Genomic DNA, 22625 nt, shown 5'->3' with positions numbered 1-22625 from the left:
CCGGCAGAAGTGCTGATCGACACATATCGTTCATCCGGTGCCTGTGGTCAGCACGTAAACACCACCGACTCGGCCGTACGTATCACTCACGTACCGACCAACACCGTGGTCAGCTGCCAGAACGAACGTTCCCAGCACGCCAACAAAGACACCGCCATGAAAATGCTGCGGGCCAAGTTGTACGAGCAGGAAATGCAGAAACGCAACGCCGCGTCGCAAGCGCTGGAAGACACCAAGTCCGACATCGGCTGGGGTCACCAGATTCGCTCGTACGTGCTCGATGCGTCGCGGATCAAGGATCTGCGCACCAACATCGAACGCAGCGACTGCGACAAGGTACTCGACGGCGACATCGACGAATACCTGTATGCCAGCCTGAAATCAGGGCTGTAAAAGACGCAATACAGCATCGGCTGATTCAGGCCGATCCCTGTAGGAGCCAGCCCTGCTGGCGATCCCCGGGCCGCGAGGTCCGGGGGCAACGAACCTGATGGAATATCTAAAGACATGAGCGACCAACAACTCGACCCGCAAGCCCTGCAACAGGAAGAAAACTCCCTGATCGCCCTGCGCAAGGAAAAGCTGGCTGCCGAGCGCGCCAAGGGCAACGCCTTCCCGAACGACTTCCGCCGCGAAAACTACTGCGAAGATCTGCAGAAGAAATACGCGGACAAGACCAAGGAAGAGCTGGCAGAGGCTGCAATCCCGGTCAAGGTTGCCGGTCGCATCATGCTCAACCGTGGCTCGTTCATGGTGATCCAGGACATGACCGGTCGCATCCAGGTCTACGTCAACCGTAAAACCCTGTCGGAAGACACCCTGGCCGCGGTGAAAACCTGGGACATGGGCGACATCATTGCCGCCGAAGGCACCCTGGCGCGTTCCGGCAAGGGCGACCTGTACGTTGAAATGACCAACGTGCGTCTGCTGACCAAATCGCTGCGTCCGCTGCCGGACAAGCACCACGGCCTGACCGACACCGAACAGCGCTACCGTCAGCGTTACGTCGACCTGATCGTCAACGACGAAGTGCGTCAGACCTTCCGCGTGCGTTCGCAAGTGATCGCGCACATCCGCAGCTTCCTGATGAAGCGCGACTTCCTCGAAGTCGAAACGCCGATGCTGCAGACCATTCCTGGCGGCGCTGCGGCCAAGCCGTTCGAAACCCACCACAACGCGCTGGACATGGAAATGTTCCTGCGTATCGCGCCAGAGCTGTATCTGAAGCGTCTGGTGGTTGGTGGTTTTGAAAAGGTTTTCGAGATCAACCGCAACTTCCGTAACGAAGGCGTTTCGACTCGTCACAACCCTGAATTCACCATGTTGGAGTTCTATCAGGCGTACGCCGATTACGAAGACAACATGGACCTGACCGAAGAACTGTTCCGTGAACTGGCGCAGCTTGTGCTGGGGTCTACCGACGTGCCGTACGGCGACAAGGTGTTCCACTTCGGCGAGCCGTTCGTGCGACTGTCGGTGTTCGACTCGATCCTCAAGTACAACCCTGAGCTGACCGCCGATGATCTGAACGACATCGACAAGGCCCGCGCCATCGCCAAGAAAGCCGGCGCCAAGGTGCTGGGCTTCGAAGGTCTGGGCAAGCTGCAAGTGATGATTTTCGAAGAACTGGTCGAGCACAAGCTGGAACAGCCGCACTTCATTACTCAGTACCCGTTCGAAGTGTCGCCGCTGGCGCGTCGCAACGATGACAACCCGAACGTCACCGACCGCTTCGAGCTGTTCATCGGTGGCCGTGAAATCGCCAACGCCTACTCCGAGTTGAACGACGCGGAGGACCAGGCCGAGCGCTTCATGGCACAGGTGGCCGACAAGGACGCCGGCGACGACGAAGCCATGCACTACGACGCCGACTTCGTGCGCGCGCTGGAGTACGGCATGCCGCCAACGGCCGGTGAAGGCATCGGCATCGACCGCCTGGTGATGTTGCTGACCAACTCGCCGTCGATCCGCGATGTGATCCTGTTCCCGCACATGCGACCGCAAGCGTAAACGTTTCAGTTAAAAAGCCGCCTAAAACAGGCGGCTTTTTATTGCCTGTCTGGTACAAATGTATCAATTGGTTACTTTGGAAATAGCAGAGGAAGTCCTGTCGTGATGGGTGCAATAGCTCAAGAAGGTGCAGCGGGTATCGCCACTGCGGTCGCTGAAAGCGTTCAGTACCAGGGTCGCAAGGCCAGCCGACAGGGCAGTGAGCAGCGTCGCCAGGACATTCTCGACGCGGCAATGCGTATTGTCGTACGTGATGGCGTACGCGCTGTGCGTCACCGCGCAGTTGCCGCCGAGGCCGGTGTGCCGCTGTCGGCGACCACGTATTACTTCAAGGACATTGATGACCTGCTCACCGATACCTTCGCTCAATACGTAGAGCGCAGCGCCGAATACATGGCCAAGTTGTGGGTCAACAACGAAGGCTTGTTGCGTGAGATGGTGGTCAGTGGCGACGGCAGTCCGGAGTCGCGCTCGCAATTGGCTGACGACATTGCACGGTTGATGGCCGACTACGTGCATCGTCAATTGGTTAACCGGCGTGAGCATTTGATGGCTGAGCAAGCGTTCCGCCAGGAAGCGCTGCTTAACCCGCGCCTGGCGATTCTGGTGCGTTCACATCAGCAGATTCTGTTGCAGGGCACCTGCCAGTTGTTTCAGGTGCTGGGCTCGCGCGAACCGCAACAGGATGCCAAGGTGTTGACGGCGATTATCGGACGGATGGAATATCAGGGCCTGCTCAATGACGCCGAGCCATTGGCCGAAGAGGACATGCTCGGCATTCTGACGCGCTACATGCACCTGGTGCTCGCATCGGTCTGAACTGCGCTGATCGTTCCTCACGCTCTGCGTGGGAATGCCGCCCGGGACGCTCCGCGTCCCTTCGTCGACATGACGCAGAGCGCCAGTGGATGCATTCCCACGCAGAGCGTGGGAACGATCGATCACCATGAGGGCGGCGAATGTTCATAGGGAGTTTTGAATGAAAGCCTGGCGTGGCGTGCTGATCGCCTTGTCGTTCCTGCTGCTCAGTGGCTGTCTGGTGACCTTCAAGGAACCGCTGGCCGCCAGCGAACCGGCGCCCAAGGGCCTGCTCGGCAAGTGGTCGAGCACCAATGCCTGGGGCGAACCGATGAACCTTGAACTGACCCGCATCGGCAACGATCGCTATCAGGCCATCAGCTGGTTCAAGGCCAGGCCTCGCGAGCGCGAAGCCTATCCGTTCACTGTCTCGCGTCATGGCAATCGCTGGTATCTGTCGGCGAAAGTCCCGGCACAGTACGGCGGCCACTACACCATTGCCGGTTTTGAACTCACCGATAAACACGAACTGGTGGTCTACAACCTCGATCTTGAACAGATCAATCAGGCGATCAAACAGCAAGCCCTCGACGGTCAGGCGTTCCAGACCGACGATGGCGAGGGTGTGCAAGTCGACAGCAACCTCGACAAGGTCTTTGCTTATCTCGACGATCCGGCCTATTCCGATGTCTTCGTTGAAGCCGTGCGCTACCAGCGCCAGGCCCGCGCCCAATAATTCAGTACGTCACGTTTTCTACAGGAGTTTCGGGTGGACGATTACCAGCAGACGATACGCATGTTGTCCGACCGCATTGTGCTGGCGCAGACGCCGATCCGTGTGCTCGACGCGGTCAAGTGGGACGAGAACATCCGCAAGGGTTTCCTCAAGGCCAAAGGCAAGGAAATGCCGGCGGTGGATCGCGACTACTACCTCAATCGGCCGCTGAGTTTCGATTCGAGCAAGGTCAAACTGGAATTCCAGAACATCGAGCGCGACATCACCCGCCAGCTCGGCCAGTTCAACCCGGTCGGGCAGATCATGCGGCGCATGTGCAAGGAATACCGCATGGTCGTGCGCATGCTCGAAGCGCGCGGCACCGAGGATTTCGGCCTGATCTCGCAAGAGCTGTACGGCGCCGCCTCCGACGCCTTCCACGCCGGTGACCCGACCCTTGCCGACCTCGGCCTGATGATGTCCGATTACCTCAACAACATCGACGGCCGTGGCGATCTGAAGGACGAGCCGAAAGTCCTCACCGCCAAGGACGCCGTGCACCTGCTGCAAACCCGTCTGAACAAGGTGTTCGGCGAGGCCGAGGAGACCATCCGCGTGTTCGAGTCCGACGGTATCGTTGCCGACGCGGCGGCGGGCGCCGACTACATCAAGATCCGCACCGACGCGATGTTCAACGATAGAGACGTGCGTGCGCTGGAAGTCCATGAAGGCCTGGTGCACGTTGGCACCACGCTCAACGGTCTGAACCAGCCGATCTGCACCTTCCTCTCCAAAGGCCCGCCGTCGTCGACGGTGACCCAGGAAGGCCTGGCGATCCTCATGGAAATCATCACCTTCGCCTCCTACCCGAGCCGTCTGCGCAAGTTGACCAACCGCACCCGCGCCATTCACATGGTCGAGGAGGGCGCCGACTTCCTGCAGGTCTTCGAATTCTTCCGCGAGCAGGGCTTCGAAATGGCGGAAAGTTACGGCAACGCCAGTCGGGTATTCCGTGGATCGACGCCAACCGGTCTGCCATTTACCAAAGACTTGTCCTATCTCAAAGGCTTTATCATGGTTTACAACTACATTCAGTTGGCCGTGCGTAAGGGCAAGCTTGAGCAGATTCCGTTGTTGTTCTGCGGCAAGACCACGCTGGAAGACATGCGTACCTTGCGCCAGTTGGTGGATGAGGGGCTGGTGGTGGCGCCGAAGTATCTGCCGGAGCAGTTCCGCGATCTGAATGCGTTGTCGGCGTGGATGTGCTTCTCCAACTTCCTCAATCACTTGAGCCTGGACCGGATCGAAGCCGACTACTCGAACATCCTCTAACCCACTACAGACCGATCGTTCCCACGCTCCGCGTGGGAATGCTGCCATGGACGCTCCGCGTCCACTGTGACGCAGAGCGCCACGGGATGCATTCCCACGCTCCGCGTGGGAATGCTGCCATGGACGCTCCGCGTCCACTGTGACGCAGAGCGCCACGGGATGCATTCCCACGCAGAGCGTGGGAACGATCTGAACCTGAATTTTTGCGAGGTTTCACCGGATGAGAATCCTCGGCATCTTCTGCCTGCTCCTGACCCTCAGCGGTTGCAGCTCTTTGTTGTTCTACCCCGAACCCGGTCAGATTTTCACCCCGGAAAAAGCCAAGCTCGAATACCGCACCGTCACGCTGGTGACGGCGGATGGCCTGAAGCTCAACGCCTGGTGGCTGCCGGCCAAACCCGGTGTCGAGGTCAAAGGCACCGTCCTGCACCTGCACGGCAACGGCGGTAACCTGCCAATGCATTTGGGCGGCAGTTGGTGGTTGCCGAAAAACGGCTATCAAGTGCTGTTGGTCGACTATCGCGGTTATGGCCTGTCCGAGGGTGAGCCGAGTTTGCCGGCGATCTATCAGGACATCGACGCGGCGTTTGCCTGGCTCGACAAAGCGCCGGAAGTCAAAGGCAAACCGCTGGTGTTGCTCGGCCAGAGCCTCGGCGGTGCGATGGCCGTGCATTGGCTGGTGCAGCATCCAGAGCGGCAGAAACAGCTCAAGGCCTTGGTGCTCGACGGCGTGCCCGCCAGTTATCGCAGCGTCGGCCAATACGCCCTCAGTACTTCGTGGCTGACCTGGCCATTCCAGGTGCCGCTGTCGTGGCTGGTGCCGGACGGCGACAGCGCGATCAACTCGATGCCGCAGCTTAACGGCGTGCCGAAGCTGATCTTCCACAGCATCGACGATCCGCTGGTACCGCTTTCCAACGGCATCCGTCTGTATCAAGCTGCGCCGCCACCGCGCGTGCTGCAGTTGACCCGTGGCGGCCATGTGCAGACCTTCGGCGACCCGGTGTGGCGCCAGGTGATGCTGCGTTACCTCGACGATCCCGAACATTTCAACGGCCTGCGCCGCCTCGGCGAAATCCCCAATTACCCGCCACCCCCGAATTCTGAAGATGAGAGTCCGCAATGACTGAAGAACGCAACGCCATCCCGCTGATCATCACCGGTATCTGCAGCATCCTCGGCACCGTCGGGGCGCTGTGGTTCTACGGCTACCTGCACTTCGCCAAACCCGAGGATGCGTTGCTGCTCAACGAATTCACCATGCTCAAGACGGTGCCGGGCGAAGACTACAAAGTCTCGCTGGACCCGGCGCCGCAAGTGGCGCAGTGCATCGATGGCGTGCTGGTGTTGTTCGACACCGAGCAGAAAGGCCTGACCGGCGTGCTGATCAATGCGCAGAAAAAAGCCGTGCGCTGCATGGGCGAAGAGACCCCGCAAAAACTCCAGCCATAAAAGCAAAAGATCGCAGCCTTCGGCAGCTCCTACAGAAATCCCATGAGCTGCCGAAGGCTGCGATCTTTTGATCTTGAAAAAAGCCCCGCCTGATCACTCAGGCGGGGCTTTTGCGTTACAGCAGGGAGCTTAGTTCGAGCTAACCGCCGAACGTGGCACAACCGGCTGGTTGTCGTTGGAAATGGTCACTTCCACACGGCGGTTCATCGCACGGCCGGAAACACTGCCGTTCTCGGCAACCGGGTATTCCTTGCCGTAGCCCTGAGCAACGATGCGCGCTGGATCAACGCCCATTTTCACCAGAGCGGTACGCACGGAGTTAGCGCGACGCTCAGACAGCGTCTGGTTGTGGCTGGCAGTACCGGTGCTGTCGGTGTAACCCTCGACGATCACTTTGCGATCCGGGTTTTCCTGAAGGAACTGCGCCAGTTTGTTGATGTTGACCAGACCGCTGGATTTCAGGTCGGCACGGTCGGTGGCGAACAGCACGTCACCGAAGGTCACCAGCGTACCGCGATCGGTCTGCTTGGCGTTCAGGCTGTCCTGCAGCTGTTTGATCTGCTGATCGCGAGCATCCAGACGGGCTTGAGCACGTTGTGCCGAAGCGTTTTTCAGGTTGGCCTCGGCAGTGCGCAGGGCGATGGTCTGTTTGGCCACTTCCACGCGCTGGTTGGTCAGGTAAGCCAGTTGGTCAACCTTGGCCGCGTCTTGTTTGTCCAGATAAGCCTTGTCGGCCTTGTCCAGGTAATCACTGGCGTCTTTGGTTTCCAGCGCCGCGACTTTGCTCGCCTGTGGGTTGGCTTGCAGACCCGAGTAGTTGGTGCGCGCGTTTTCCAGGTTCGGATTAGGCGGAGTGGAGCAGGCAGCCAGAGCGACGCTTGCGGCCAGAAGAGCGGGGATCATCAGTTGCTTACGCATAATTTTTCGTCCTTTCTATCGATAAAGTTTCAGCGTTGCGGTCGGGATGCGCGCTTACTGCACGGTGCGCTGGCTTTCCTGACGCAGTTCCTGAACACCTTTCTGGGAATCCTTCACAGCCTGTTCGGCTTTCATTGCCTGAGCCTTGCGTTCGGCGACACGAGCGTCCCATTCGGCTTGCTCGGCGAGGGTGCGCGCTTCGTCATACTTCTTGTCGTGCATGGCGATTTCGGCTTGTTTCAATTTGTCCTGCGCTTGCTTCATTTCGACCGCCGCGAACTCGGTACCGCCAGCGCTGACCGCACTGTTGACCGCCGATTGGGTCACGGCGTATTGCTCGGTCGGTGGATTACCGGCGCAACCGGCCAGCACGAAGCTGGTGCCGATGGCCAGAGCGGCCAGTTTCAGACCGCGCAAGTGCGAGAAAGTGGTTTGGTTTTTCATGGTCTTCAACTCCATTAGGCATCTCCTGAAAACATCTGAATCCATCCTGGTCGAGGAGCCGAAAAGCGTCGTGTGAAAGGCGTTTTTGAAACGCTCGTTCCAGGCGTGGTTACAGGTTCCGACCGGAGTGATTTTTCAAAAGTTCAGAAAAGATGGCCTATCGCCTAAATAATTTTTGACCGAATGGACAAGGCTCTAAAGCGGGAACTTTGGCGGGATGGAGCGGTACGCGCGGGGGGGCGGATCTCGAAAACACATCGATTTTGAGCTGGAATACGATCCTGTAGGAGTGAGCCTGCTCGCGATAGCGTCATGTCAGACAACAAAAAATTTTGAATGAAATACCGCTATCGCGAGCAGGCTCACTCCTACAGTTTGATCTGTGTTGTGTCAGTGTTTTTGCTTGCCGGCAGCGGCCGAAAGGTCATGCAAATGGCGGCGCGACAACGCGAGGAACCTTGGCGTAGGCCCCACGTCTTCATAGAGCGGATCACCTTCCTCATCCGTCGCCACCACGGTCGAACCCTTCACATACGGCAGGCTCGCTTCGAACTCTTCAAGCGCTGCGCCAATCAGTTCGCCGAGCAGTTCTTCGGGATGGCGTTTGGGGTACATCTCGGCAATCGCTGCCAGTCGCGCAGCGGCTTCAACGTCCAGATGAATCGTGTAGCCAGTGTCGGTCAGGCGACCCTTGGCGTTTTCTTCCCAATGCTGGGCGAGTTCACGAATTTTCATGATGACCTCATTTCGCGCCTGCTCATGGCAGGCCTGGGTGAGTGTCCGGCAGGGCCGGCGGCAAGCCGTTGTACGGCTTACTGTTGAGACTAGCTTTCGCCCGCAAGGTTTAAAGTCCCTTGGTCGGATGCTTGTAAGAAGCGTCGTTGAGCGGCACTCTCTAGCTCATGCACTCGTTTCTAAGCCGTCCGGATTACTGCTGGGGAATTGCTGATGACCGATATTGATGCACGCTTGCGCGAAGACGTTCACCTGCTCGGAGAGCTGTTGGGCAACACCATTCGAGACCAGTACGGCGAGGCGTTCCTCGACAAGATCGAGCAGATTCGCAAAGGCGCCAAGGCCGATCGCCGTGGCTCGATGGACGCTGAACTGAGCGCCAGCCTCAATCAATTGAGCGAAGACGAATTGCTCCCCGTGGCGCGGGCGTTCAACCAGTTTCTCAACCTGGCGAACATCGCCGAGCAGTATCAATTGATCCATCGCCGCGAAGAATCGCAGCCGGCGCCGTTCGAATCGCGCGTGCTGCCTGAGTTGCTCGCGCGTTTGCGCAATGAAGGCCACAGCGCCGAATCGCTGGCCCGGCAACTGGCGCGGCTGGAAATCGAACTGGTGCTGACCGCGCACCCCACCGAAGTGGCGCGGCGCACGCTGATCCAGAAGTACGACGCCATCGCCGGACAACTCGCCGCGCAAGACCATCGCGACCTGACCACAGCCGAAGGCGAACAGATCCAGAGCACCCTGCAACGGCTGATCGCCGAAGCCTGGCACACCGAAGAAATCCGCCGCACGCGACCGACGCCGGTCGATGAAGCGAAGTGGGGTTTCGCGGTGATCGAACATTCGCTGTGGCAGGCGATTCCCAACCATATGCGCAAGGCCGACAAGGCGTTGCATGAAGCGACCGGCCTGCGTCTACCATTGGAAGCCGCGCCCATTCGCTTCGCCTCGTGGATGGGCGGCGACCGTGACGGCAACCCCAATGTCACCGCTGCGGTGACTCGCGAAGTGTTGCTGCTGGCGCGCTGGATGGCCGCTGATTTGTACCTGCGCGATGTCGATCATCTGGCTGCCGAGCTGTCGATGCAACAGGCCAGCGATGCCTTGAAAGCCAAGGCTGGCGACAGCGCCGAACCGTATCGCGCGGTGCTCAAGCAATTGCGCGAACGCCTGCGGGCGACGCGCAATTGGGCGCATGCCGCATTGACTGCGCCGACACCGGCGCCTGCCGATGTGCTGCACAACAACCGTGATCTGCTCGACCCGCTGGAGCTGTGTTTCAACTCGCTGCACGAGTGCGGTATGGGCGTGATCGCCGACGGCCCGTTGCTCGATTGCCTGCGTCGCGCGGTGACCTTTGGCTTGTTCCTCGTGCGCCTCGACGTGCGGCAGGATTCGTCACGACACAGCTCGGCGATGACCGAAATCACCGATTATCTCGGCCTCGGTCGCTATGAAGATTGGGACGAAGAACAGCGCATCGCCTTCCTGACCCGTGAGCTGAACAATCGTCGGCCACTGCTGCCGGCGCACTTCAAGCCGTCGGCCGATACCGCCGAAGTGCTCAACACCTGCAAGGAAATCGCCGCCGCACCGGGTGCGTCGCTCGGCTCCTATGTGATCTCCATGGCTGGCGCCGCTTCCGACGTCCTCGCTGTGCAACTGCTGCTCAAAGAGTCTGGCGTGTTGCGGCCGATGCGCGTGGTGCCGCTGTTCGAAACCCTCGCCGACCTCGATAACGCCGGGCCGGTGATGGAGCGGTTGTTGCTGCTGCCGGGCTATCGCGCACGCCTGCAAGGCCCGCAGGAAGTGATGATCGGTTACTCCGACTCGGCCAAGGACGCCGGCACCACGGCGGCGGCCTGGGCGCAATATCGCGCGCAGGAAAGGCTGGTGGAAATTTGCCGTGAGCAAGAAGTTGAACTGCTGCTGTTCCACGGTCGTGGCGGCACGGTCGGCCGTGGCGGTGGCCCGGCGCACGCGGCGATTCTGTCGCAGCCACCGGGCTCGGTTGCGGGGCGTTTCCGTACCACCGAGCAAGGGGAAATGATTCGCTTCAAATTCGGCCTGCCGGACATCGCCGAGCAAAATCTCAATCTGTATCTCGCTGCCGTGCTGGAAGCGACGTTGCTGCCGCCGCCACCACCGACGCCTGAATGGCGGCATCTGATGGACGAATTGGCCGCCGACGGTGTCAGCGCTTACCGCCAGGTGGTGCGGGAAAACCCGCAGTTCGTCGAGTACTTCCGTCAGTCCACGCCGGAGCAGGAATTGGGCCGTTTGCCGCTCGGCAGTCGTCCGGCCAAACGTCGCGCCGGCGGCATCGAAAGCCTGCGGGCGATCCCGTGGATCTTTGGTTGGACGCAAACGCGGTTGATGCTGCCGGCGTGGCTGGGTTGGGAGTCGGCGTTGAGCAAAGCGCTGGAGCGTGGCGAAGGCGAGTTGCTCGGGCAGATGCGCGAGCAATGGCCGTTCTTCCGTACGCGCATCGACATGCTCGAAATGGTCCTGGCCAAGGCTGATGCGGACATCGCGTTGTCCTACGACGAGCGTCTGGTCGAGCCGGATCTGCTGCCGTTGGGCGCGCAGTTACGCGACCTATTGTCGCAGGCGTGCGCGGTGGTGCTTGGTCTGACTGGCCAGTCGCAGTTGCTGGCACATAGCCCGGACACCCTCGAATTCATCCGTCTGCGCAACACTTACCTCGACCCGCTACATCTATTGCAAGCCGAACTGTTGGCCCGTTCGCGGCAGCAGAATGTCGAGCAGGGCAGCCCGGTGGAGCAGGCGCTGCTGGTGTCTGTGGCGGGGATCGCCGCTGGTCTGCGCAATACCGGCTAAGGTTTTTCACGGGACGCAAGGCATCTTGGGGATACCTCCGGTGCCGCATTGCGTGCAGGGGGAAAGTGCCGGCAGGCGACAGTTAATGATGGGGTTGCGACTTGGCTCACCGGATCGCGAGGTCGCGGCAGGCAGCGGTTTCTCCGACTTTTGGCGTCTTGTGTGGGCGCAGCCTGCTGTGTATCTTGATCAGCCTTTGGCCGTTTGTGCGGCCACGACCCGTATTTTTAAGATTGGCCCCAAGAGGCGAATCCTGTTGTTTTCTATATAAAAAATTGAGGAGCACATCGATGCGCGTCATTCTGCTGGGAGCTCCCGGGGCCGGTAAAGGTACTCAGGCAAAGTTCATCACCGAGAAATTCGGCATTCCGCAAATCTCCACCGGCGACATGCTGCGTGCTGCGGTCAAGGCCGGCACGCCGCTGGGCGTTCAAGCCAAGAGCATCATGGATGCCGGCGGCCTGGTGTCGGATGACCTGATCATCGCACTGGTTCAGGATCGCATCGCTCAGCCAGACTGCGCCAACGGCTTCCTGTTCGACGGCTTCCCGCGCACCATTCCTCAGGCTGAAGCACTGGTGACTGCCGGCGTTGAGCTGGATGCAGTGGTTGAAATCGCCGTTGAAGACGAAGAAATCGTGCAACGCATCGCCGGTCGTCGTGTTCACGAAGCCAGCGGCCGCGTTTACCACATCGTCTATAACCCGCCGAAAATCGCTGGCAAAGACGATATCACCGGCGAAGAGCTGGTACAGCGCAAGGACGACACCGAAGAAACCGTGCGTCATCGCCTGTCGGTCTACCATTCGCAGACCAAGCCGCTGGTGGAGTTCTACCAGAACCTGTCCGCCAAGAACGCGGGCAAGCCGAAGTACAGCCACATCCCGGGCGTTGGTTCGGTTGATGCAATCACCGCCAAGGTGCTCGCAGCGCTGAGCTGAAAAGTCTGATCGGCTGCATCATCCACGGCCCGCTTGCGGGCCGTAGTTGTTTATACTGACGCACTTTTTCCCACCCCTGTTTTGGAAACATCGATGAGCACCTTGCTGGCCCTGGACACCGCGACTGAAGCTTGCTCCGTTGCCTTGCTGCATGACGGCAAGGTCACGAGCCATTACGAGGTGATCCCGCGCCTGCACGCGCAGAAGCTGCTGCCGATGATCCAGCAACTGCTGGCCGATGCCGGCACCACGTTGCAAGCGGTCGATGCGATCGCCTTCGGTCGTGGGCCAGGCGCGTTTACCGGTGTGCGAATCGCCATTGGCGTGGTGCAAGGGCTGGCGTTCGCGCTGGAGCGTCCGGTGCTGCCGGTGTCCAATCTTGCGGTGCTGGCGCAGCGTGCCTTTCGTGAACGCGGCGTGAGCCAGGTCGCGGCGGCCATCGATGCGCGGATGGATGAAGTCTATTGGGGCTGCTACCGCGAGACGGCGGGGGAGATGCGTCTGGTCGGTGCCGAAGCGGTGTTGCCTCCGGAAGTCGCCGCGTTGCCGGCCGATGCCAGTGGCGAGTGGTTCGGTGCCGGCACCGGTTGGGGTTATGCCGAGCGCATCGCCGTCAATCTGAGCGACTCGGATGCCGGCATGCTGCCCCACGCCGAAGACTTGCTGACCCTGGCGCGTTTTGCTTGGGAACGCGGCGAGTCGATCCCGGCGGACGATGCGCAACCGGTTTACTTGCGCGATAAGGTCGCCACCCCCAAAGCCCGTTGAGCCTTTAAAAGATCGCAGCCTGCGGCAGCTCCTGCACAGGTAAGCATGTAGGAGCTGCCGCAGGCTGCGATCTTTTGATTTTCAAAACGCCAATCGTCAGTTTCCAGCCTCAGGTTTTAAACCTTTTGCGCTTTATGTGTTCTAGTTATCACTCGGCAGTTTGCTAAGTCGGCCCGGTGCCGCTAAATTGCCATCATCGATACCGAGCATGAAATTATGCGTATAGACGGCCTTTCCTCTCAGTCCTACCCCATCAAGCGCAAGCCTCGCAAAGGCAATGCGGCGCTGGATGAATCCGTCGACGATATCGATGGCGAGCTGGAATTCCCGACTGAAGAGCAAATGGCCGCCCGCGCTGCCAAAGCCTCCGCACAACGCCTGGCCAATTTGCCTGCCCGTCAGCAAGACATGATCTACCACCGTGCGATGAAGAAGAGCGTAGCCATGGCCCTCGCCAGCTACCTCAGTACTGCGGGTTTTGTCGATTGGGATGCAGACGTGCTGGGCCTCGACCTGTACATCTGATGGCGCTGCCTTACTACCTCGGTTGTCCGTCCTGGAGCGAAAACGCCTGGCGCGATTATCTGTACCCGGCAGACGCCAAGACCTCTGACTTCCTCGGTCTCTATTCTCAAGTGTTCAACGCAGTGGAAGGCAACACGACCTTCTACGCCAGCCCGTCGCCCGCCACCGTGCAGCGTTGGGCCGAGATCATGCCGGTGCACTTTCGCTTCACCGCCAAATTTCCCGGCGACATCAGCCATGGCGGCGACTTGCGTGAACAACTGACCGCTGCCGAAACCTTCCTGCAATTACTTAAACCGCTCGGCGAGCGTGTCTCGCCGCTGTGGCTGCAATTGTCGAAAAGCTTCACGCCGCAGCGTCTGCCGGAACTGGCGGCGTTCATTGATGCGCTGGATTGCCCGTTGGCCGTTGAAGTCCGTCATGAGCAATTTTTCGCCAAGGGTGAAAGCGAGCGACTGCTCAATCGTCTGCTGCTCGATCGTGGCGTCGAGCGCATTTGCCTTGATCCCCGGGCGCTGTTCAGTTGCCTGTCGACCGAGTCTTCGGTGATCCACGCGCAATCGAAAAAGCCCCGCGTACCGACACGTCCGGCGGCGTTCACCCAGTTCCCGCAGGTGCGTTTCATCGGCCATCCCGAGCTTGAAGCCAACGACACGTTCCTCGTGCCATGGGTGGCGAAAATCGCCGAGTGGATTGAAGAGGGGCGCACGCCGTACATCTTCCTGCACACCGCCGACAACCTCATGGCAGCGAAGCTGGCGCAACGTTTTCATGCACAACTGATGCAACGTTTGCCTGGCTTGCCGGCGCTGCCTGAGCTATACAGAGAACCCGCCGCGGAGCAACTTGGCCTGCTCTGAAGCGGATTTTTTTCCTGCCCAGGAGCCTGCCGATGGACGCCGCTGCCCTTCAAGAACAAGTCCTTAGAGCCCACGCCTTCAAAGCCCTGCATGACCGTCCGGGGATTTTCGTCATTCCCAATCCGTGGGATGCGGGTTCGGCGAAGATGCTCGCCAGTCTCGGCTATCAGGCTTTGGCAACGACCAGCGCCGGTTATGCGTTTTCCCAAGGCAAGGCCGATGGCACGTTGAGTCTCGATGAGACCTTGGCCAATGTCCGCGCGATTGTCGCCGCAACGGATTTGCCGGTGGCAGTGGATCTGGAAAACGGCTTCGCCGACGACCCGACCGAATCCGCGAAAAGCTTGCTGCACGCAGCCAAGGCGGGCGCCGTCGGTGGCTCGATTGAAGACGCCACGGGTCGGCCGGACGCGCCGATCTATTGTTTCGAACACGCCGTGGCGCGCATCGAAGCCGCCGTCGCCGCCGTGCGCACGTTGCCGTTTCCCTTCATGCTTACCGCGCGTGCGGAGAACTATCTGCACGGCAATCCTGATATCAACGACACCATTCGCCGCTTGAAGGCTTTTGCCGACGCAGGCGCTGACGTGCTGTACGCGCCGGGTTTGCGCAGCGCCGAAGAAGTGCTGGCGGTGGTGCGTGCGGTGGCGCCGAAACCGGTCAATGTGTTGATGTCCGGCGGTTTGAAGCTGACCGTGCAGCAACTTGAAGAAATGGGCGTGCGCCGCATCAGTACCGGTTCGGCATTGGCGTTGGCGGCGTTCGGCGAGTTCTTTCGCGCGGCTGAAGAAATTCAGCAGTCCGGCACGTTCGGGTTTACCTCGCACTCGATGCCGTACGCCAAGGCCAATCAGTTTTTCAAAGGCTGAACATGGGGCGCTGGATTGCGTTGCTGCTGTTGCTGATCGTTGGCGGCGCGTTGCTCAGTGTCTGGCGCGGTTGGCTTGAGCTCCCGCCGCAGTGGAATCCATGGGCGCCACTGGACGTGAAGGCCGCGCCCAATTGGCTGACCGGCTACAAGCTCATGCGTTTGCGCAGTGACCCGCAACTCTGCGCCCAGGCGTTGAGCAGCTCTGAATTGCGCGTCACGCGGCAATCCGACAGTCCCGACGCCAAGTGTCCGCTGATCGGCGCACTGCGCGTACAGGGTGGCGAGGTGGTGCTGAGCAGCAGTTTCCTCGCCAGTTGCCCGTTGGCGGTGGCCTACGCGCTGTTCGAGCGCCACACCCTGCAACCCGCCGCGCAAGCCGTTTACGGCGAGAAGGTCGTGCGCCTCGATCATCTCGGCAGCTTTGCCTGCCGCAATATCTACAACCGCGAAAATGGCGCGCTCAGCCGCCACGCCAGCGCCGATGCGCTGGATATCGCTGGTTTCCGTCTGGCTGACGGGCGCACCGTCAGCGTGCTCAAGGACTGGCCGAAGCAAAGTCAGGACGCAGCGTTTCTGCGCCAGGTGCGTGACGGCGCCTGCGAGGCGTTCAGTGTGGTCTTGAGTCCGGATTACAACGCCGCCCATCGCAATCATTTTCATGTCGATGTCGGGCGTTGGAGTGTCTGTCGCTGAGGTTTAAGCGGCGAGGCGCAGGTTCTGCAGAACGATCGGGCGTGCCCAGCCGTTATCGAAGTCAAGCGCCTTCTGTTGCTCGACGATTTCTTCCGGCGGGAACGGCGGGAAAGGTTTCTGCATCAAGTCGAGGTCGAACTCGGCAATGGGCAGGTACAACGGCTTCTTCTGCGGCGCCGGGCCAGGTTCTGGTGTCGGTTGACCATTGTTGATCACGACCGGACGTACCCAGCTGCTGTCGAAATCCTGTTGGGTTTGCTGAGCCTTGAGTTCTTCTGGCGGGAACGGTGGGAGCGGCTTGTCGAGCAGCTCTGTTTCGAACTCGGCGATCGGCAGGAACAGCGGCTCTGGCGGACGCACTTCGGTGTCGACCACATCGCATTCGCGCTGGCTGACAATGTGCGCGTGCAGTTCGCTGCCGACGGTCGGCTCTTCAGGGCTGTTCAGGTCAACCGGTGGAAACGTGCCGCAGGCCGGCACCACATCACTCGACTGTTCAGCCAGCGCCTGGGCAAAGAAATCTTGCCACAGATGGCTGACGCCGCTCAGTGCTTGAGTATTTTGACGGCTGAAGTCGCCATGGGGCGAGATGTAGCCAATCGATGTGGGAAGAATGCCTGACATTTTTTTCGGTTGACGCTCAGCTCTGGCAAAATGTGCGTTGAATGAGTTATCGGCGGTTTTTGCCGCTCCTTGAATTTTTGAGCGTGTTTTCCATGATTGAGCAACCCGCGGCCTGCCGCATCCATGTCGAAGCCCTCGGCGCGACGTATGAAGCGCAAGCTGCGCAGTGGGCCGAGCGTCTAGGTCTGCCGCTGGCAGTGGTAGACGGCGAGTTTGCCTTGCAGGTCGGCGAGCAGGGTTTGCAGCTGCAACAACTCGGCCCGGAAGCGCCGGGGCCGGTGCGCGTCGACTTCGTTGAAGGTGGCGCGGCACATCGACGTTTATACGGCGGTGGCAGCGGGCAGATGATCGCCAAAGCTGTCGGCGTCGCGCAAGGTGTGCGTCCACGGGTGCTGGATGCGACGGCGGGGCTGGGCAAGGATGCGTTTGTGCTGGCCAGTCTTGGTTGCGAGATGAGCCTGATCGAGCGTCAGCCACTGATCGGCGCGCTGCTGGAGGATGGCCTGGCACGTGGCGCGGAAGATTTCGAGGTGGCGCCGATCGTGGCGCGGATGAAGTTGCTCAAGGGCAACTCCATCGAGGTCATGCAGAACTGGGAAGGCGAGGCGCCGCAGGTGATCTATCTCGATCCGATGTTTCCCCATCGTGAGAAGACCGCGCTGGTGAAGAAGGAGATGCGTCTGTTCCGGCCGTTGGTCGGCGATGATCCGGATGCGCCGGCGCTGTTGCAGGCTGCGTTGGTCTTGGCGACGCACCGGGTGGTGGTCAAGCGGCCGCGCAAGGCGCCGTGCATTGAAGGGCCGAAGCCGAGTCATGCGCTGGATGGCAAATCGAGCCGGTATGACATTTATCCGAAGAAAGCACTCAAGCCTTAAAACCGAGTCGGCCCTATCGCGAGCAGGCTCACTCCTACAATTGATCTGTGGTGCACACAAATCCACTGTAGGAGTGAGCCTGCTCGCGATAGGGCCAGCCAAACAGCGCAAAAGCTAGGGTTTGTAAGCCCGCATAAACAACCCCACCACTTCCTCAATATGGCTCTCCGAAGCCTCTTCGCTCAACGGCTCGCCACAGCCATACAGCAACCGAAAATTCCCCGCGCCTTTGATCAGGCAAAAGAAATGCTCGGCCGCATTGCGCGGCAGATCGATGCTCAGCACGCCGCTGTCATGGATTTGCGTCAGCAACCGCTCCATGCCTTGCACCATGCGCTGCGGTCCCGCCTCGAAGAAGATCAGCGACAGCTTCGGATCCTGAACCCCCAGCGCCATGATCAAACGGTGCAGATTCACCGATTCATCGCTGTTGATCAGGTGATGAAAGCCTCGGGCAATGTTCAGCAACACATTTTCCACGGCAATGCCTTCGGGCAACTCGAAGAACAATGGCGGTAATTGCTCCTCGCATTTGGCCACTACGGCGGCGGAGAACAGCGTCTCCTTGTCGTTGAAATGGCTGTAGACCGTTAGCTTCGACACGCCGGCCTCGCTGGCGACCGCGTCCATGCTGGTGTTGGCATAGCCATGACTCAGAAACAGAATTTTCGCCGCGTCGAGGATCGCCTGGCGCTTGGCCAGGTCCTTGGGGCGGCCCGGGCCGTTTGGAGCTGAAAGATTGTTCGACATTCTTCGCTTTTATTACTGGACTGGTGAGTTTGCTATTAATAACATACCCGCCAGTATAATTATTCCCAGCACCATTAGCGAAAGGTCCGTCACCATGTTCCGCCATGCGTTGTCCTTTGCGTTGCCAGCGAGTCTGGCGTTGTTATTGTCCGCATGCGGTCAGGAAGAGGCGACGCAAGTCACCGTACGACCGGCCATGGTGGTGCAGCCAGAGCCTTCGGCGCAGGCGATGGAAAGTTATCCGGGCGAGGTGCGTGCCCGTTACGAACCCGATCTGGCGTTCCGTATCGGCGGCAAAGTCAGCCGACGACTGGTCGATGAAGGTCAGCGCGTGAAGGCTGATCAGCCACTCGCCGAACTCGATCCGCAGGACGTGCGTCTGCAACTCGAAGCCACTCGCGCACAAGTGGCCGCCGCCGAAGCGAATCTGACCATGGTGCGCGCCGAGCGTGATCGCTACAAAACCCTGATGGATCGGCAGATGGTCAGCCGCTCGGCGTATGACAACGCCGAAAACCTTTACCGTTCCGGTGAAGCCCGCCTCAAACAAATCAAAGCCGAATTTAACGTATCGACCAATCAGGCCAGTTACGCGGTGCTGCGTGCGCCACAGGATGGCGTGGTGGCCAAGCGTTCGGTGGAGGTCGGCCAGGTGGTCGCCGCCGGGCAAACCGTGTTTACCCTCGCCACCGATGGCGAGCGCGAAGTGTCGATCAGCCTGCCGGAGCAGAGCTTTGGCCGCTTCAAGGTGGGTCAGCCGGTGACCGTCGAATTATGGACGCAACAGAACCAGCGCTTCGCCGGACAGATCCGCGAACTGTCGCCGGCTGCCGATCCACGCTCGCGCACATTCGCCGCACGGATTTCCTTTACCAGCGGCAAAGTCCCGGCGGAACTGGGGCAGAGCGCCCGTGTGTTCGTGCAATCGGCCGATGCGCTGTCGCTGTCCGTGCCGCTCTCGGCGCTGACCGCTGAAAACGGCGCGACCTATGTCTGGGTCGTCAACGGCAATAACACCCTGAAGAAAACCCCGGTGCGCGTCGGCCCGTTCGGCGAGAAAACCGTGCCGGTGCTCGAAGGTCTGAACGCCAGCGACTGGGTAGTCGCCGCCGGCGTGCATGTGCTTTTGGAGGGGCAGCAGGTGCGTCCGGTGGATCGCTCCAACCGTGTGGTCAATCTGGCGGACAAGGAGTAAGTCCCGATGCGCTTCAACCTTTCCGAATGGGCGCTGCGTAATCGCCAGATTGTGCTGTTCCTGATGCTTTTGCTGGCCATCGTCGGTGCGTTGTCCTACACCAAACTCGGCCAGAGCGAAGACCCGCCGTTTACCTTCAAGGCCATGGTCATTCAGACCCGTTGGCCGGGTGCGACCGCGCAGGAAGTCTCGCGCCAGGTCACCGAACGCATCGAAAAGAAACTGATGGAAACCGGTGAGTACGAGCGCATCGTGTCGTTCTCGCGCCCCGGCGAATCGCAGGTCACGTTCATTGCCCGTGACTCGATGCATTCCAAGGAAATCCCCGACCTCTGGTATCAGGTGCGCAAGAAGGTCAGCGACATTCGCCAGACCTTGCCGCCGGATATCCAGGGACCATTTTTCAACGATGAATTCGGCACCACGTTCGGCAATATCTATGCGCTGACCGGCGACGGTTTCGATTACGCCGTGCTCAAGGATTACGCTGATCGCATCCAGATCCAGCTGCAACGGGTCAAGGACGTCGGCAAGGTCGACTTGCTCGGTTTGCAGGACGAGAAGATCTGGGTCGAGCTGTCCAACGTCAAACTGGCGACCCTTGGCTTGCCGCTGGCGGCGGTACAACAAGCGCTGCAAGAGCAGAACGCGGTGTCGACCGCCGGGTTCTTTGAAACCGGCAGCGAGCGCTTGCAGTTGCGGGTTTCGGGGAATTTCAAGACAGTCGATGAGATAAAGAACTTCCCCATCCGCGTTGGTGACCGGACGTTCCGCATTTCCGATGTGGCTGACGTGCGCCGTGGTTTCAACGATCCTCCGGCGCCGCGCATGCGTTTCATGGGCGAGGACGCGCTCGGTCTGGCCGTAGCGATGAAGGACGGTGGCGACATTCTCGTCCTCGGCAAAGCGCTGGAAGGCGAGTTCTCGCGCATCCAGAAAAACCTCCCGGCCGGCATGCAATTGCGCAAGGTTTCCGACCAGCCGGCGGCGGTGAAAACCGGGGTCGGCGAGTTTGTTCAGGTACTGGTCGAAGCGCTGGCGATTGTCTTGCTGGTGAGCTTCTTCTCCCTCGGCGTGCGCACCGGCATGGTCGTCGCGCTGACCATTCCGCTGGTGCTGGCGATGACCTTCGCCTGCATGTATTACCTCGGCATCGGCCTGCACAAGATCTCCCTCGGTGCGCTGGTGCTGGCGCTCGGATTGCTGGTGGACGACGCGATCATCGCCGTGGAAATGATGGCGATCAAAATGGAGCAGGGCTTCGATCGCATTCGTGCGGCGAGTTACGCCTGGACCAGCACCGCGTTCCCGATGCTGACCGGTACGTTGATCACTGCCGCCGGTTTCCTGCCGATTGCCACGGCGCAATCCGGCACCGGCGAATACACCCGTTCGATCTTTCAGGTGGTGACCATCGCGCTGCTCGCCTCGTGGGTCGCGGCAGTGATGTTCGTGCCGTATCTGGGGGAAAAACTGCTGCCGGATCTGGCGAAAATTCATGCGGCCAAACATGGCACTGGCGATGGTCAGCCGGATCCGTACGGCACGCCGTTTTATCAGCGGGTTCGGCGTCTGGTCGAGTGGTGCGTGACGCACCGCAAAACCGTGATCGTGCTGACGGTCGGGCTGTTTATCGCTTCGGTGATGTTGTTCCGTTTCGTCCCGCAGCAATTCTTTCCGGCCTCCAACCGACTGGAGTTGATGGTCGATCTGAAACTGGCGGAAGGCGCGTCCTTGGCCAACACCACAGGCGAGGTCAAACGACTCGAAGCGATGCTCAAGGATCACGCGGGCATCGACAATTACGTCGCTTATGTCGGCACCGGTTCGCCGCGTTTTTACCTGCCGCTCGATCAGCAACTGCCGGCGGCAAGCTTCGCGCAGTTTGTGGTGTTGGCGAAGACCATCGAGGAGCGTGAAGCGCTGCGCAGCTGGTTGATCGAGACACTCAACGAGCAATTCCCGGCGCTGCGTTCGCGGGTCACTCGCTTGGAAAACGGCCCGCCGGTTGGTTATCCGGTGCAGTTCCGCGTCACCGGCGAACACATCGAAGAAGTCCGTGCATTGGCGCGCAAGGTCGCGGCCAAGGTTCGCGAGAATCCGCACGTGGTCAATGTGCATCTGGATTGGGAGGAACCGAGCAAAGTCGTGTACCTGAATATCGATCAGGATCGTGCCCGGGCGCTGGGTGTAAGCACGGCCAATCTGGCGAAATTCCTGCAGAGTTCGTTGACCGGGTCGAGTGTCAGTCAGTATCGCGAAGACAACGAGTTGATCGAGATTCTGTTGCGCGGCACGGTGCATGAGCGCACTGAACTGTCGTTGTTGCCGAGTCTGGCGGTACCGACCGATAACGGCCGCAGCGTGGCGTTGTCGCAGATTGCCACGCTGGAATACGGCTTTGAAGAAGGGATTATCTGGCATCGCAATCGGCTGCCGAACGTCACCGTACGAGCGGACATCTATGGCAAGGAGCAGCCGGCGACCCTGGTCAAGCAGATCATGCCGACGCTGGACTCGATTCGCGCCGAGTTGCCGGATGGTTATCTGCTGGATGTCGGCGGCACCGTGGAAGATTCCGAGCGCGGGCAGAAGTCGGTGAATGCCGGGGTGCCGATGTTCATCGTCGTGGTGCTGACGTTGCTGATGGTGCAGTTGCGCAGTTTTTCGCGCACGGCGATGGTGTTTTTGACCGCGCCATTGGGCTTGATCGGGGTGACGTTGTTCTTGATGGTGTTCCGCCAGCCGTTCGGGTTTGTGGCGATGTTGGGGACGATTGCGTTGTCGGGGATGATCATGCGCAATTCGGTGATTCTGGTGGATCAGATCGAGCAGGATATCGCTTCCGGCCTTAAGCCCTGGCAGGCGATCATCGAGGCGACGGTGCGGCGGTTCCGGCCGATTGTGTTGACGGCGCTGGCGGCGGTGTTGGCGATGATTCCGTTGTCGCGCAGTGTATTTTTCGGGCCGATGGCGGTAGCGATCATGGGCGGGTTGATTGTCGCTACGGCTCTGACTTTGTTGTTTTTGCCGGCGTTGTATGCGGCTTGGTTCAGGGTTCGGCGCGAGGCTTGATCTTTGGTTTGACGTGGCGGCCTTCGGGCCGACCATGTTTTGGGTGTTCCTTGTGAATATCCGTTTCTGCGGGGATCAAAAGCAGGCGAGCTGACACTCAACCTGATTGGGGGGCGGGCTTGCCGTGATTCCATGTAGGAGCTGCCGAAGGCCGCGATCTTTTGATCTTGTCTTTGATATAAACACCCAAGATCAAAAGA

Annotated in this window: 22 protein-coding genes; 17 read left to right on the top strand and 5 right to left on the bottom strand. The window is 59.9% G+C overall.

Annotated elements, in window-relative coordinates:
* The 7 genes from ACIPZE_RS26605 to ACIPZE_RS26575 form a co-directional block, all read left to right on the top strand.
* On the top strand, positions 1-393 hold a 393-nt coding region (locus ACIPZE_RS26605; RefSeq protein ID WP_400776345.1), incomplete at its 5' end, for a peptide chain release factor-like protein.
* A 114-nt stretch (positions 394-507) separates the two neighbouring features.
* Complete coding sequence (gene lysS / locus ACIPZE_RS26600; RefSeq protein WP_122662230.1) at positions 508-2010, top strand: lysine--tRNA ligase; 1503 nt, start codon at positions 508-510, stop codon at positions 2008-2010.
* A 105-nt stretch (positions 2011-2115) separates the two neighbouring features.
* Positions 2116-2829, top strand: coding sequence for a TetR/AcrR family transcriptional regulator (locus ACIPZE_RS26595; protein WP_283437548.1), 714 nt, complete (start codon positions 2116-2118; stop codon positions 2827-2829).
* Between the two features lie 160 nt (positions 2830-2989).
* The gene (locus ACIPZE_RS26590; protein WP_400776341.1) at positions 2990-3544 is read left to right on the top strand and encodes a hypothetical protein; all 555 of its coding nucleotides are present in this window, start codon (positions 2990-2992) and stop codon (positions 3542-3544) included.
* A gap of 60 nt (positions 3545-3604) precedes the next feature.
* Positions 3605-4855, top strand: coding sequence for a flavohemoglobin expression-modulating QEGLA motif protein (locus ACIPZE_RS26585; protein ID WP_174823963.1), 1251 nt, complete (start codon positions 3605-3607; stop codon positions 4853-4855).
* A 220-nt stretch (positions 4856-5075) separates the two neighbouring features.
* Positions 5076-5981, top strand: coding sequence for an alpha/beta hydrolase (locus tag ACIPZE_RS26580; protein ID WP_400776338.1), 906 nt, complete (start codon positions 5076-5078; stop codon positions 5979-5981).
* Positions 5978-6307: a hypothetical protein gene (locus tag ACIPZE_RS26575; RefSeq protein ID WP_283437545.1), complete on the top strand. Its 330-nt coding sequence runs from the start codon at positions 5978-5980 to the stop codon at positions 6305-6307. Before ACIPZE_RS26580 ends, ACIPZE_RS26575 begins: the two co-directional genes overlap by 4 nt.
* Positions 6308-6436: 129 nt before the next feature.
* On the opposite strand, the gene ACIPZE_RS26570 is transcribed toward ACIPZE_RS26575, so the two are convergent.
* The 3 genes from ACIPZE_RS26570 to ACIPZE_RS26560 form a co-directional block, all read right to left on the bottom strand.
* A complete protein-coding gene (locus tag ACIPZE_RS26570) occupies positions 6437-7225 on the bottom strand; it encodes an OmpA family protein (RefSeq protein WP_283437544.1) in 789 nt (262 codons plus the stop codon).
* Between the two features lie 54 nt (positions 7226-7279).
* Entirely contained in the window at positions 7280-7684 is a 405-nt protein-coding gene (locus tag ACIPZE_RS26565; RefSeq protein ID WP_129389705.1) for a DUF4398 domain-containing protein, read from the bottom strand.
* A gap of 375 nt (positions 7685-8059) precedes the next feature.
* Complete coding sequence (locus ACIPZE_RS26560; RefSeq protein ID WP_064120549.1) at positions 8060-8404, bottom strand: hypothetical protein; 345 nt, start codon at positions 8402-8404, stop codon at positions 8060-8062.
* 213 nt (positions 8405-8617) lie between these two features.
* Between ACIPZE_RS26560 and ppc the strand changes: the two genes are divergently transcribed.
* The 7 genes from ppc (at position 8618) to ACIPZE_RS26525 (ending at position 15906) form a co-directional block, all read left to right on the top strand.
* On the top strand, positions 8618-11248 hold the full coding sequence (ppc, locus tag ACIPZE_RS26555) for a phosphoenolpyruvate carboxylase (protein ID WP_400776335.1): 2631 nt from the start codon (positions 8618-8620) through the stop codon (positions 11246-11248).
* A gap of 290 nt (positions 11249-11538) precedes the next feature.
* Entirely contained in the window at positions 11539-12189 is a 651-nt protein-coding gene (gene adk / locus ACIPZE_RS26550; RefSeq protein ID WP_034154864.1) for an adenylate kinase, read from the top strand.
* 93 nt (positions 12190-12282) lie between these two features.
* Positions 12283-12957 carry a tRNA (adenosine(37)-N6)-threonylcarbamoyltransferase complex dimerization subunit type 1 TsaB gene (gene tsaB / locus ACIPZE_RS26545; protein WP_400776332.1) on the top strand — a complete coding sequence of 225 codons (675 nt, stop codon included), beginning with the start codon at positions 12283-12285 and terminating at the stop codon, positions 12955-12957.
* Between the two features lie 216 nt (positions 12958-13173).
* A complete protein-coding gene (locus ACIPZE_RS26540; RefSeq protein ID WP_064393215.1) occupies positions 13174-13482 on the top strand; it encodes a hypothetical protein in 309 nt (102 codons plus the stop codon).
* Positions 13482-14342 (top strand): DUF72 domain-containing protein, encoded by an 861-nt coding sequence (locus ACIPZE_RS26535; RefSeq protein WP_283437541.1) that lies wholly within the window; start codon positions 13482-13484, stop codon positions 14340-14342. The genes ACIPZE_RS26540 and ACIPZE_RS26535 overlap by 1 nt, the downstream gene beginning before the upstream one ends.
* Before the next feature lie 32 nt (positions 14343-14374).
* A complete protein-coding gene (locus ACIPZE_RS26530; protein ID WP_400776330.1) occupies positions 14375-15211 on the top strand; it encodes an oxaloacetate decarboxylase in 837 nt (278 codons plus the stop codon).
* Between the two features lie 2 nt (positions 15212-15213).
* Positions 15214-15906, top strand: coding sequence for an extensin family protein (locus ACIPZE_RS26525; protein WP_400776328.1), 693 nt, complete (start codon positions 15214-15216; stop codon positions 15904-15906).
* A 3-nt stretch (positions 15907-15909) separates the two neighbouring features.
* Here the strand turns inward: ACIPZE_RS26525 and ACIPZE_RS26520 are convergent, their stop codons facing one another.
* Positions 15910-16530 (bottom strand): energy transducer TonB, encoded by a 621-nt coding sequence (locus ACIPZE_RS26520; protein WP_283437538.1) that lies wholly within the window; start codon positions 16528-16530, stop codon positions 15910-15912.
* Between the two features lie 92 nt (positions 16531-16622).
* Between ACIPZE_RS26520 and ACIPZE_RS26515 the strand changes: the two genes are divergently transcribed.
* Complete coding sequence (locus ACIPZE_RS26515) at positions 16623-17405, top strand: class I SAM-dependent methyltransferase (protein ID WP_400776326.1); 783 nt, start codon at positions 16623-16625, stop codon at positions 17403-17405.
* A 114-nt stretch (positions 17406-17519) separates the two neighbouring features.
* On the opposite strand, the gene ACIPZE_RS26510 is transcribed toward ACIPZE_RS26515, so the two are convergent.
* Positions 17520-18155 carry a TetR/AcrR family transcriptional regulator gene (locus ACIPZE_RS26510; RefSeq protein WP_283437537.1) on the bottom strand — a complete coding sequence of 212 codons (636 nt, stop codon included), beginning with the start codon at positions 18153-18155 and terminating at the stop codon, positions 17520-17522.
* Positions 18156-18249: 94 nt separating this feature from the next.
* Here ACIPZE_RS26510 and ACIPZE_RS26505 point away from each other — a divergent pair, with 94 nt between their 5' ends.
* Together ACIPZE_RS26505 and ACIPZE_RS26500 are read left to right on the top strand one after the other, a co-directional pair.
* Positions 18250-19350 carry an efflux RND transporter periplasmic adaptor subunit gene (locus ACIPZE_RS26505; protein ID WP_129389732.1) on the top strand — a complete coding sequence of 367 codons (1101 nt, stop codon included), beginning with the start codon at positions 18250-18252 and terminating at the stop codon, positions 19348-19350.
* 6 nt (positions 19351-19356) lie between these two features.
* Positions 19357-22425, top strand: a complete 3069-nt coding sequence (locus ACIPZE_RS26500) for an efflux RND transporter permease subunit (RefSeq protein ID WP_400776322.1) — start codon at positions 19357-19359, stop codon at positions 22423-22425.
* The last annotated feature ends 200 nt before the right edge of the window (positions 22426-22625 follow it).

The organism is Pseudomonas sp. NPDC089741 (genome assembly GCF_044748825.1).
GTDB classification, from domain to species: domain Bacteria; phylum Pseudomonadota; class Gammaproteobacteria; order Pseudomonadales; family Pseudomonadaceae; genus Aquipseudomonas; species Aquipseudomonas helmanticensis.
The sequence above is the reverse complement of the archived record's forward strand: the minus strand, read 5'-3'. Positions and strand labels throughout refer to the sequence as shown.

What these genes read in the sequence shown, in the direction of transcription:
- lysS (WP_122662230.1), top strand. Translation starts at nt 508, where the DNA reads ATGAGCGACCAACAACTCGACCCGCAAGCCCTGCAACAGGAAGAAAAC.
- ACIPZE_RS26595 (WP_283437548.1), top strand. Translation starts at nt 2,116, where the DNA reads ATGGGTGCAATAGCTCAAGAAGGTGCAGCGGGTATCGCCACTGCGGTC.
- ACIPZE_RS26590 (WP_400776341.1), top strand. Translation starts at nt 2,990, where the DNA reads ATGAAAGCCTGGCGTGGCGTGCTGATCGCCTTGTCGTTCCTGCTGCTC.
- ACIPZE_RS26585 (WP_174823963.1), top strand. Translation starts at nt 3,605, where the DNA reads ATGTTGTCCGACCGCATTGTGCTGGCGCAGACGCCGATCCGTGTGCTC.
- ACIPZE_RS26580 (WP_400776338.1), top strand. Translation starts at nt 5,076, where the DNA reads ATGAGAATCCTCGGCATCTTCTGCCTGCTCCTGACCCTCAGCGGTTGC.
- ACIPZE_RS26575 (WP_283437545.1), top strand. Translation starts at nt 5,978, where the DNA reads ATGACTGAAGAACGCAACGCCATCCCGCTGATCATCACCGGTATCTGC.
- ACIPZE_RS26570 (WP_283437544.1), bottom strand. Translation starts at nt 7,225, where the DNA reads ATGCGTAAGCAACTGATGATCCCCGCTCTTCTGGCCGCAAGCGTCGCT.
- ACIPZE_RS26565 (WP_129389705.1), bottom strand. Translation starts at nt 7,684, where the DNA reads ATGGAGTTGAAGACCATGAAAAACCAAACCACTTTCTCGCACTTGCGC.
- ACIPZE_RS26560 (WP_064120549.1), bottom strand. Translation starts at nt 8,404, where the DNA reads ATGAAAATTCGTGAACTCGCCCAGCATTGGGAAGAAAACGCCAAGGGT.
- ppc (WP_400776335.1), top strand. Translation starts at nt 8,618, where the DNA reads ATGACCGATATTGATGCACGCTTGCGCGAAGACGTTCACCTGCTCGGA.
- adk (WP_034154864.1), top strand. Translation starts at nt 11,539, where the DNA reads ATGCGCGTCATTCTGCTGGGAGCTCCCGGGGCCGGTAAAGGTACTCAG.
- tsaB (WP_400776332.1), top strand. Translation starts at nt 12,283, where the DNA reads ATGAGCACCTTGCTGGCCCTGGACACCGCGACTGAAGCTTGCTCCGTT.
- ACIPZE_RS26540 (WP_064393215.1), top strand. Translation starts at nt 13,174, where the DNA reads ATGCGTATAGACGGCCTTTCCTCTCAGTCCTACCCCATCAAGCGCAAG.
- ACIPZE_RS26535 (WP_283437541.1), top strand. Translation starts at nt 13,482, where the DNA reads ATGGCGCTGCCTTACTACCTCGGTTGTCCGTCCTGGAGCGAAAACGCC.
- ACIPZE_RS26530 (WP_400776330.1), top strand. Translation starts at nt 14,375, where the DNA reads ATGGACGCCGCTGCCCTTCAAGAACAAGTCCTTAGAGCCCACGCCTTC.
- ACIPZE_RS26525 (WP_400776328.1), top strand. Translation starts at nt 15,214, where the DNA reads ATGGGGCGCTGGATTGCGTTGCTGCTGTTGCTGATCGTTGGCGGCGCG.
- ACIPZE_RS26520 (WP_283437538.1), bottom strand. Translation starts at nt 16,530, where the DNA reads ATGTCAGGCATTCTTCCCACATCGATTGGCTACATCTCGCCCCATGGC.
- ACIPZE_RS26515 (WP_400776326.1), top strand. Translation starts at nt 16,623, where the DNA reads ATGATTGAGCAACCCGCGGCCTGCCGCATCCATGTCGAAGCCCTCGGC.
- ACIPZE_RS26510 (WP_283437537.1), bottom strand. Translation starts at nt 18,155, where the DNA reads ATGTCGAACAATCTTTCAGCTCCAAACGGCCCGGGCCGCCCCAAGGAC.
- ACIPZE_RS26505 (WP_129389732.1), top strand. Translation starts at nt 18,250, where the DNA reads ATGTTCCGCCATGCGTTGTCCTTTGCGTTGCCAGCGAGTCTGGCGTTG.
- ACIPZE_RS26500 (WP_400776322.1), top strand. Translation starts at nt 19,357, where the DNA reads ATGCGCTTCAACCTTTCCGAATGGGCGCTGCGTAATCGCCAGATTGTG.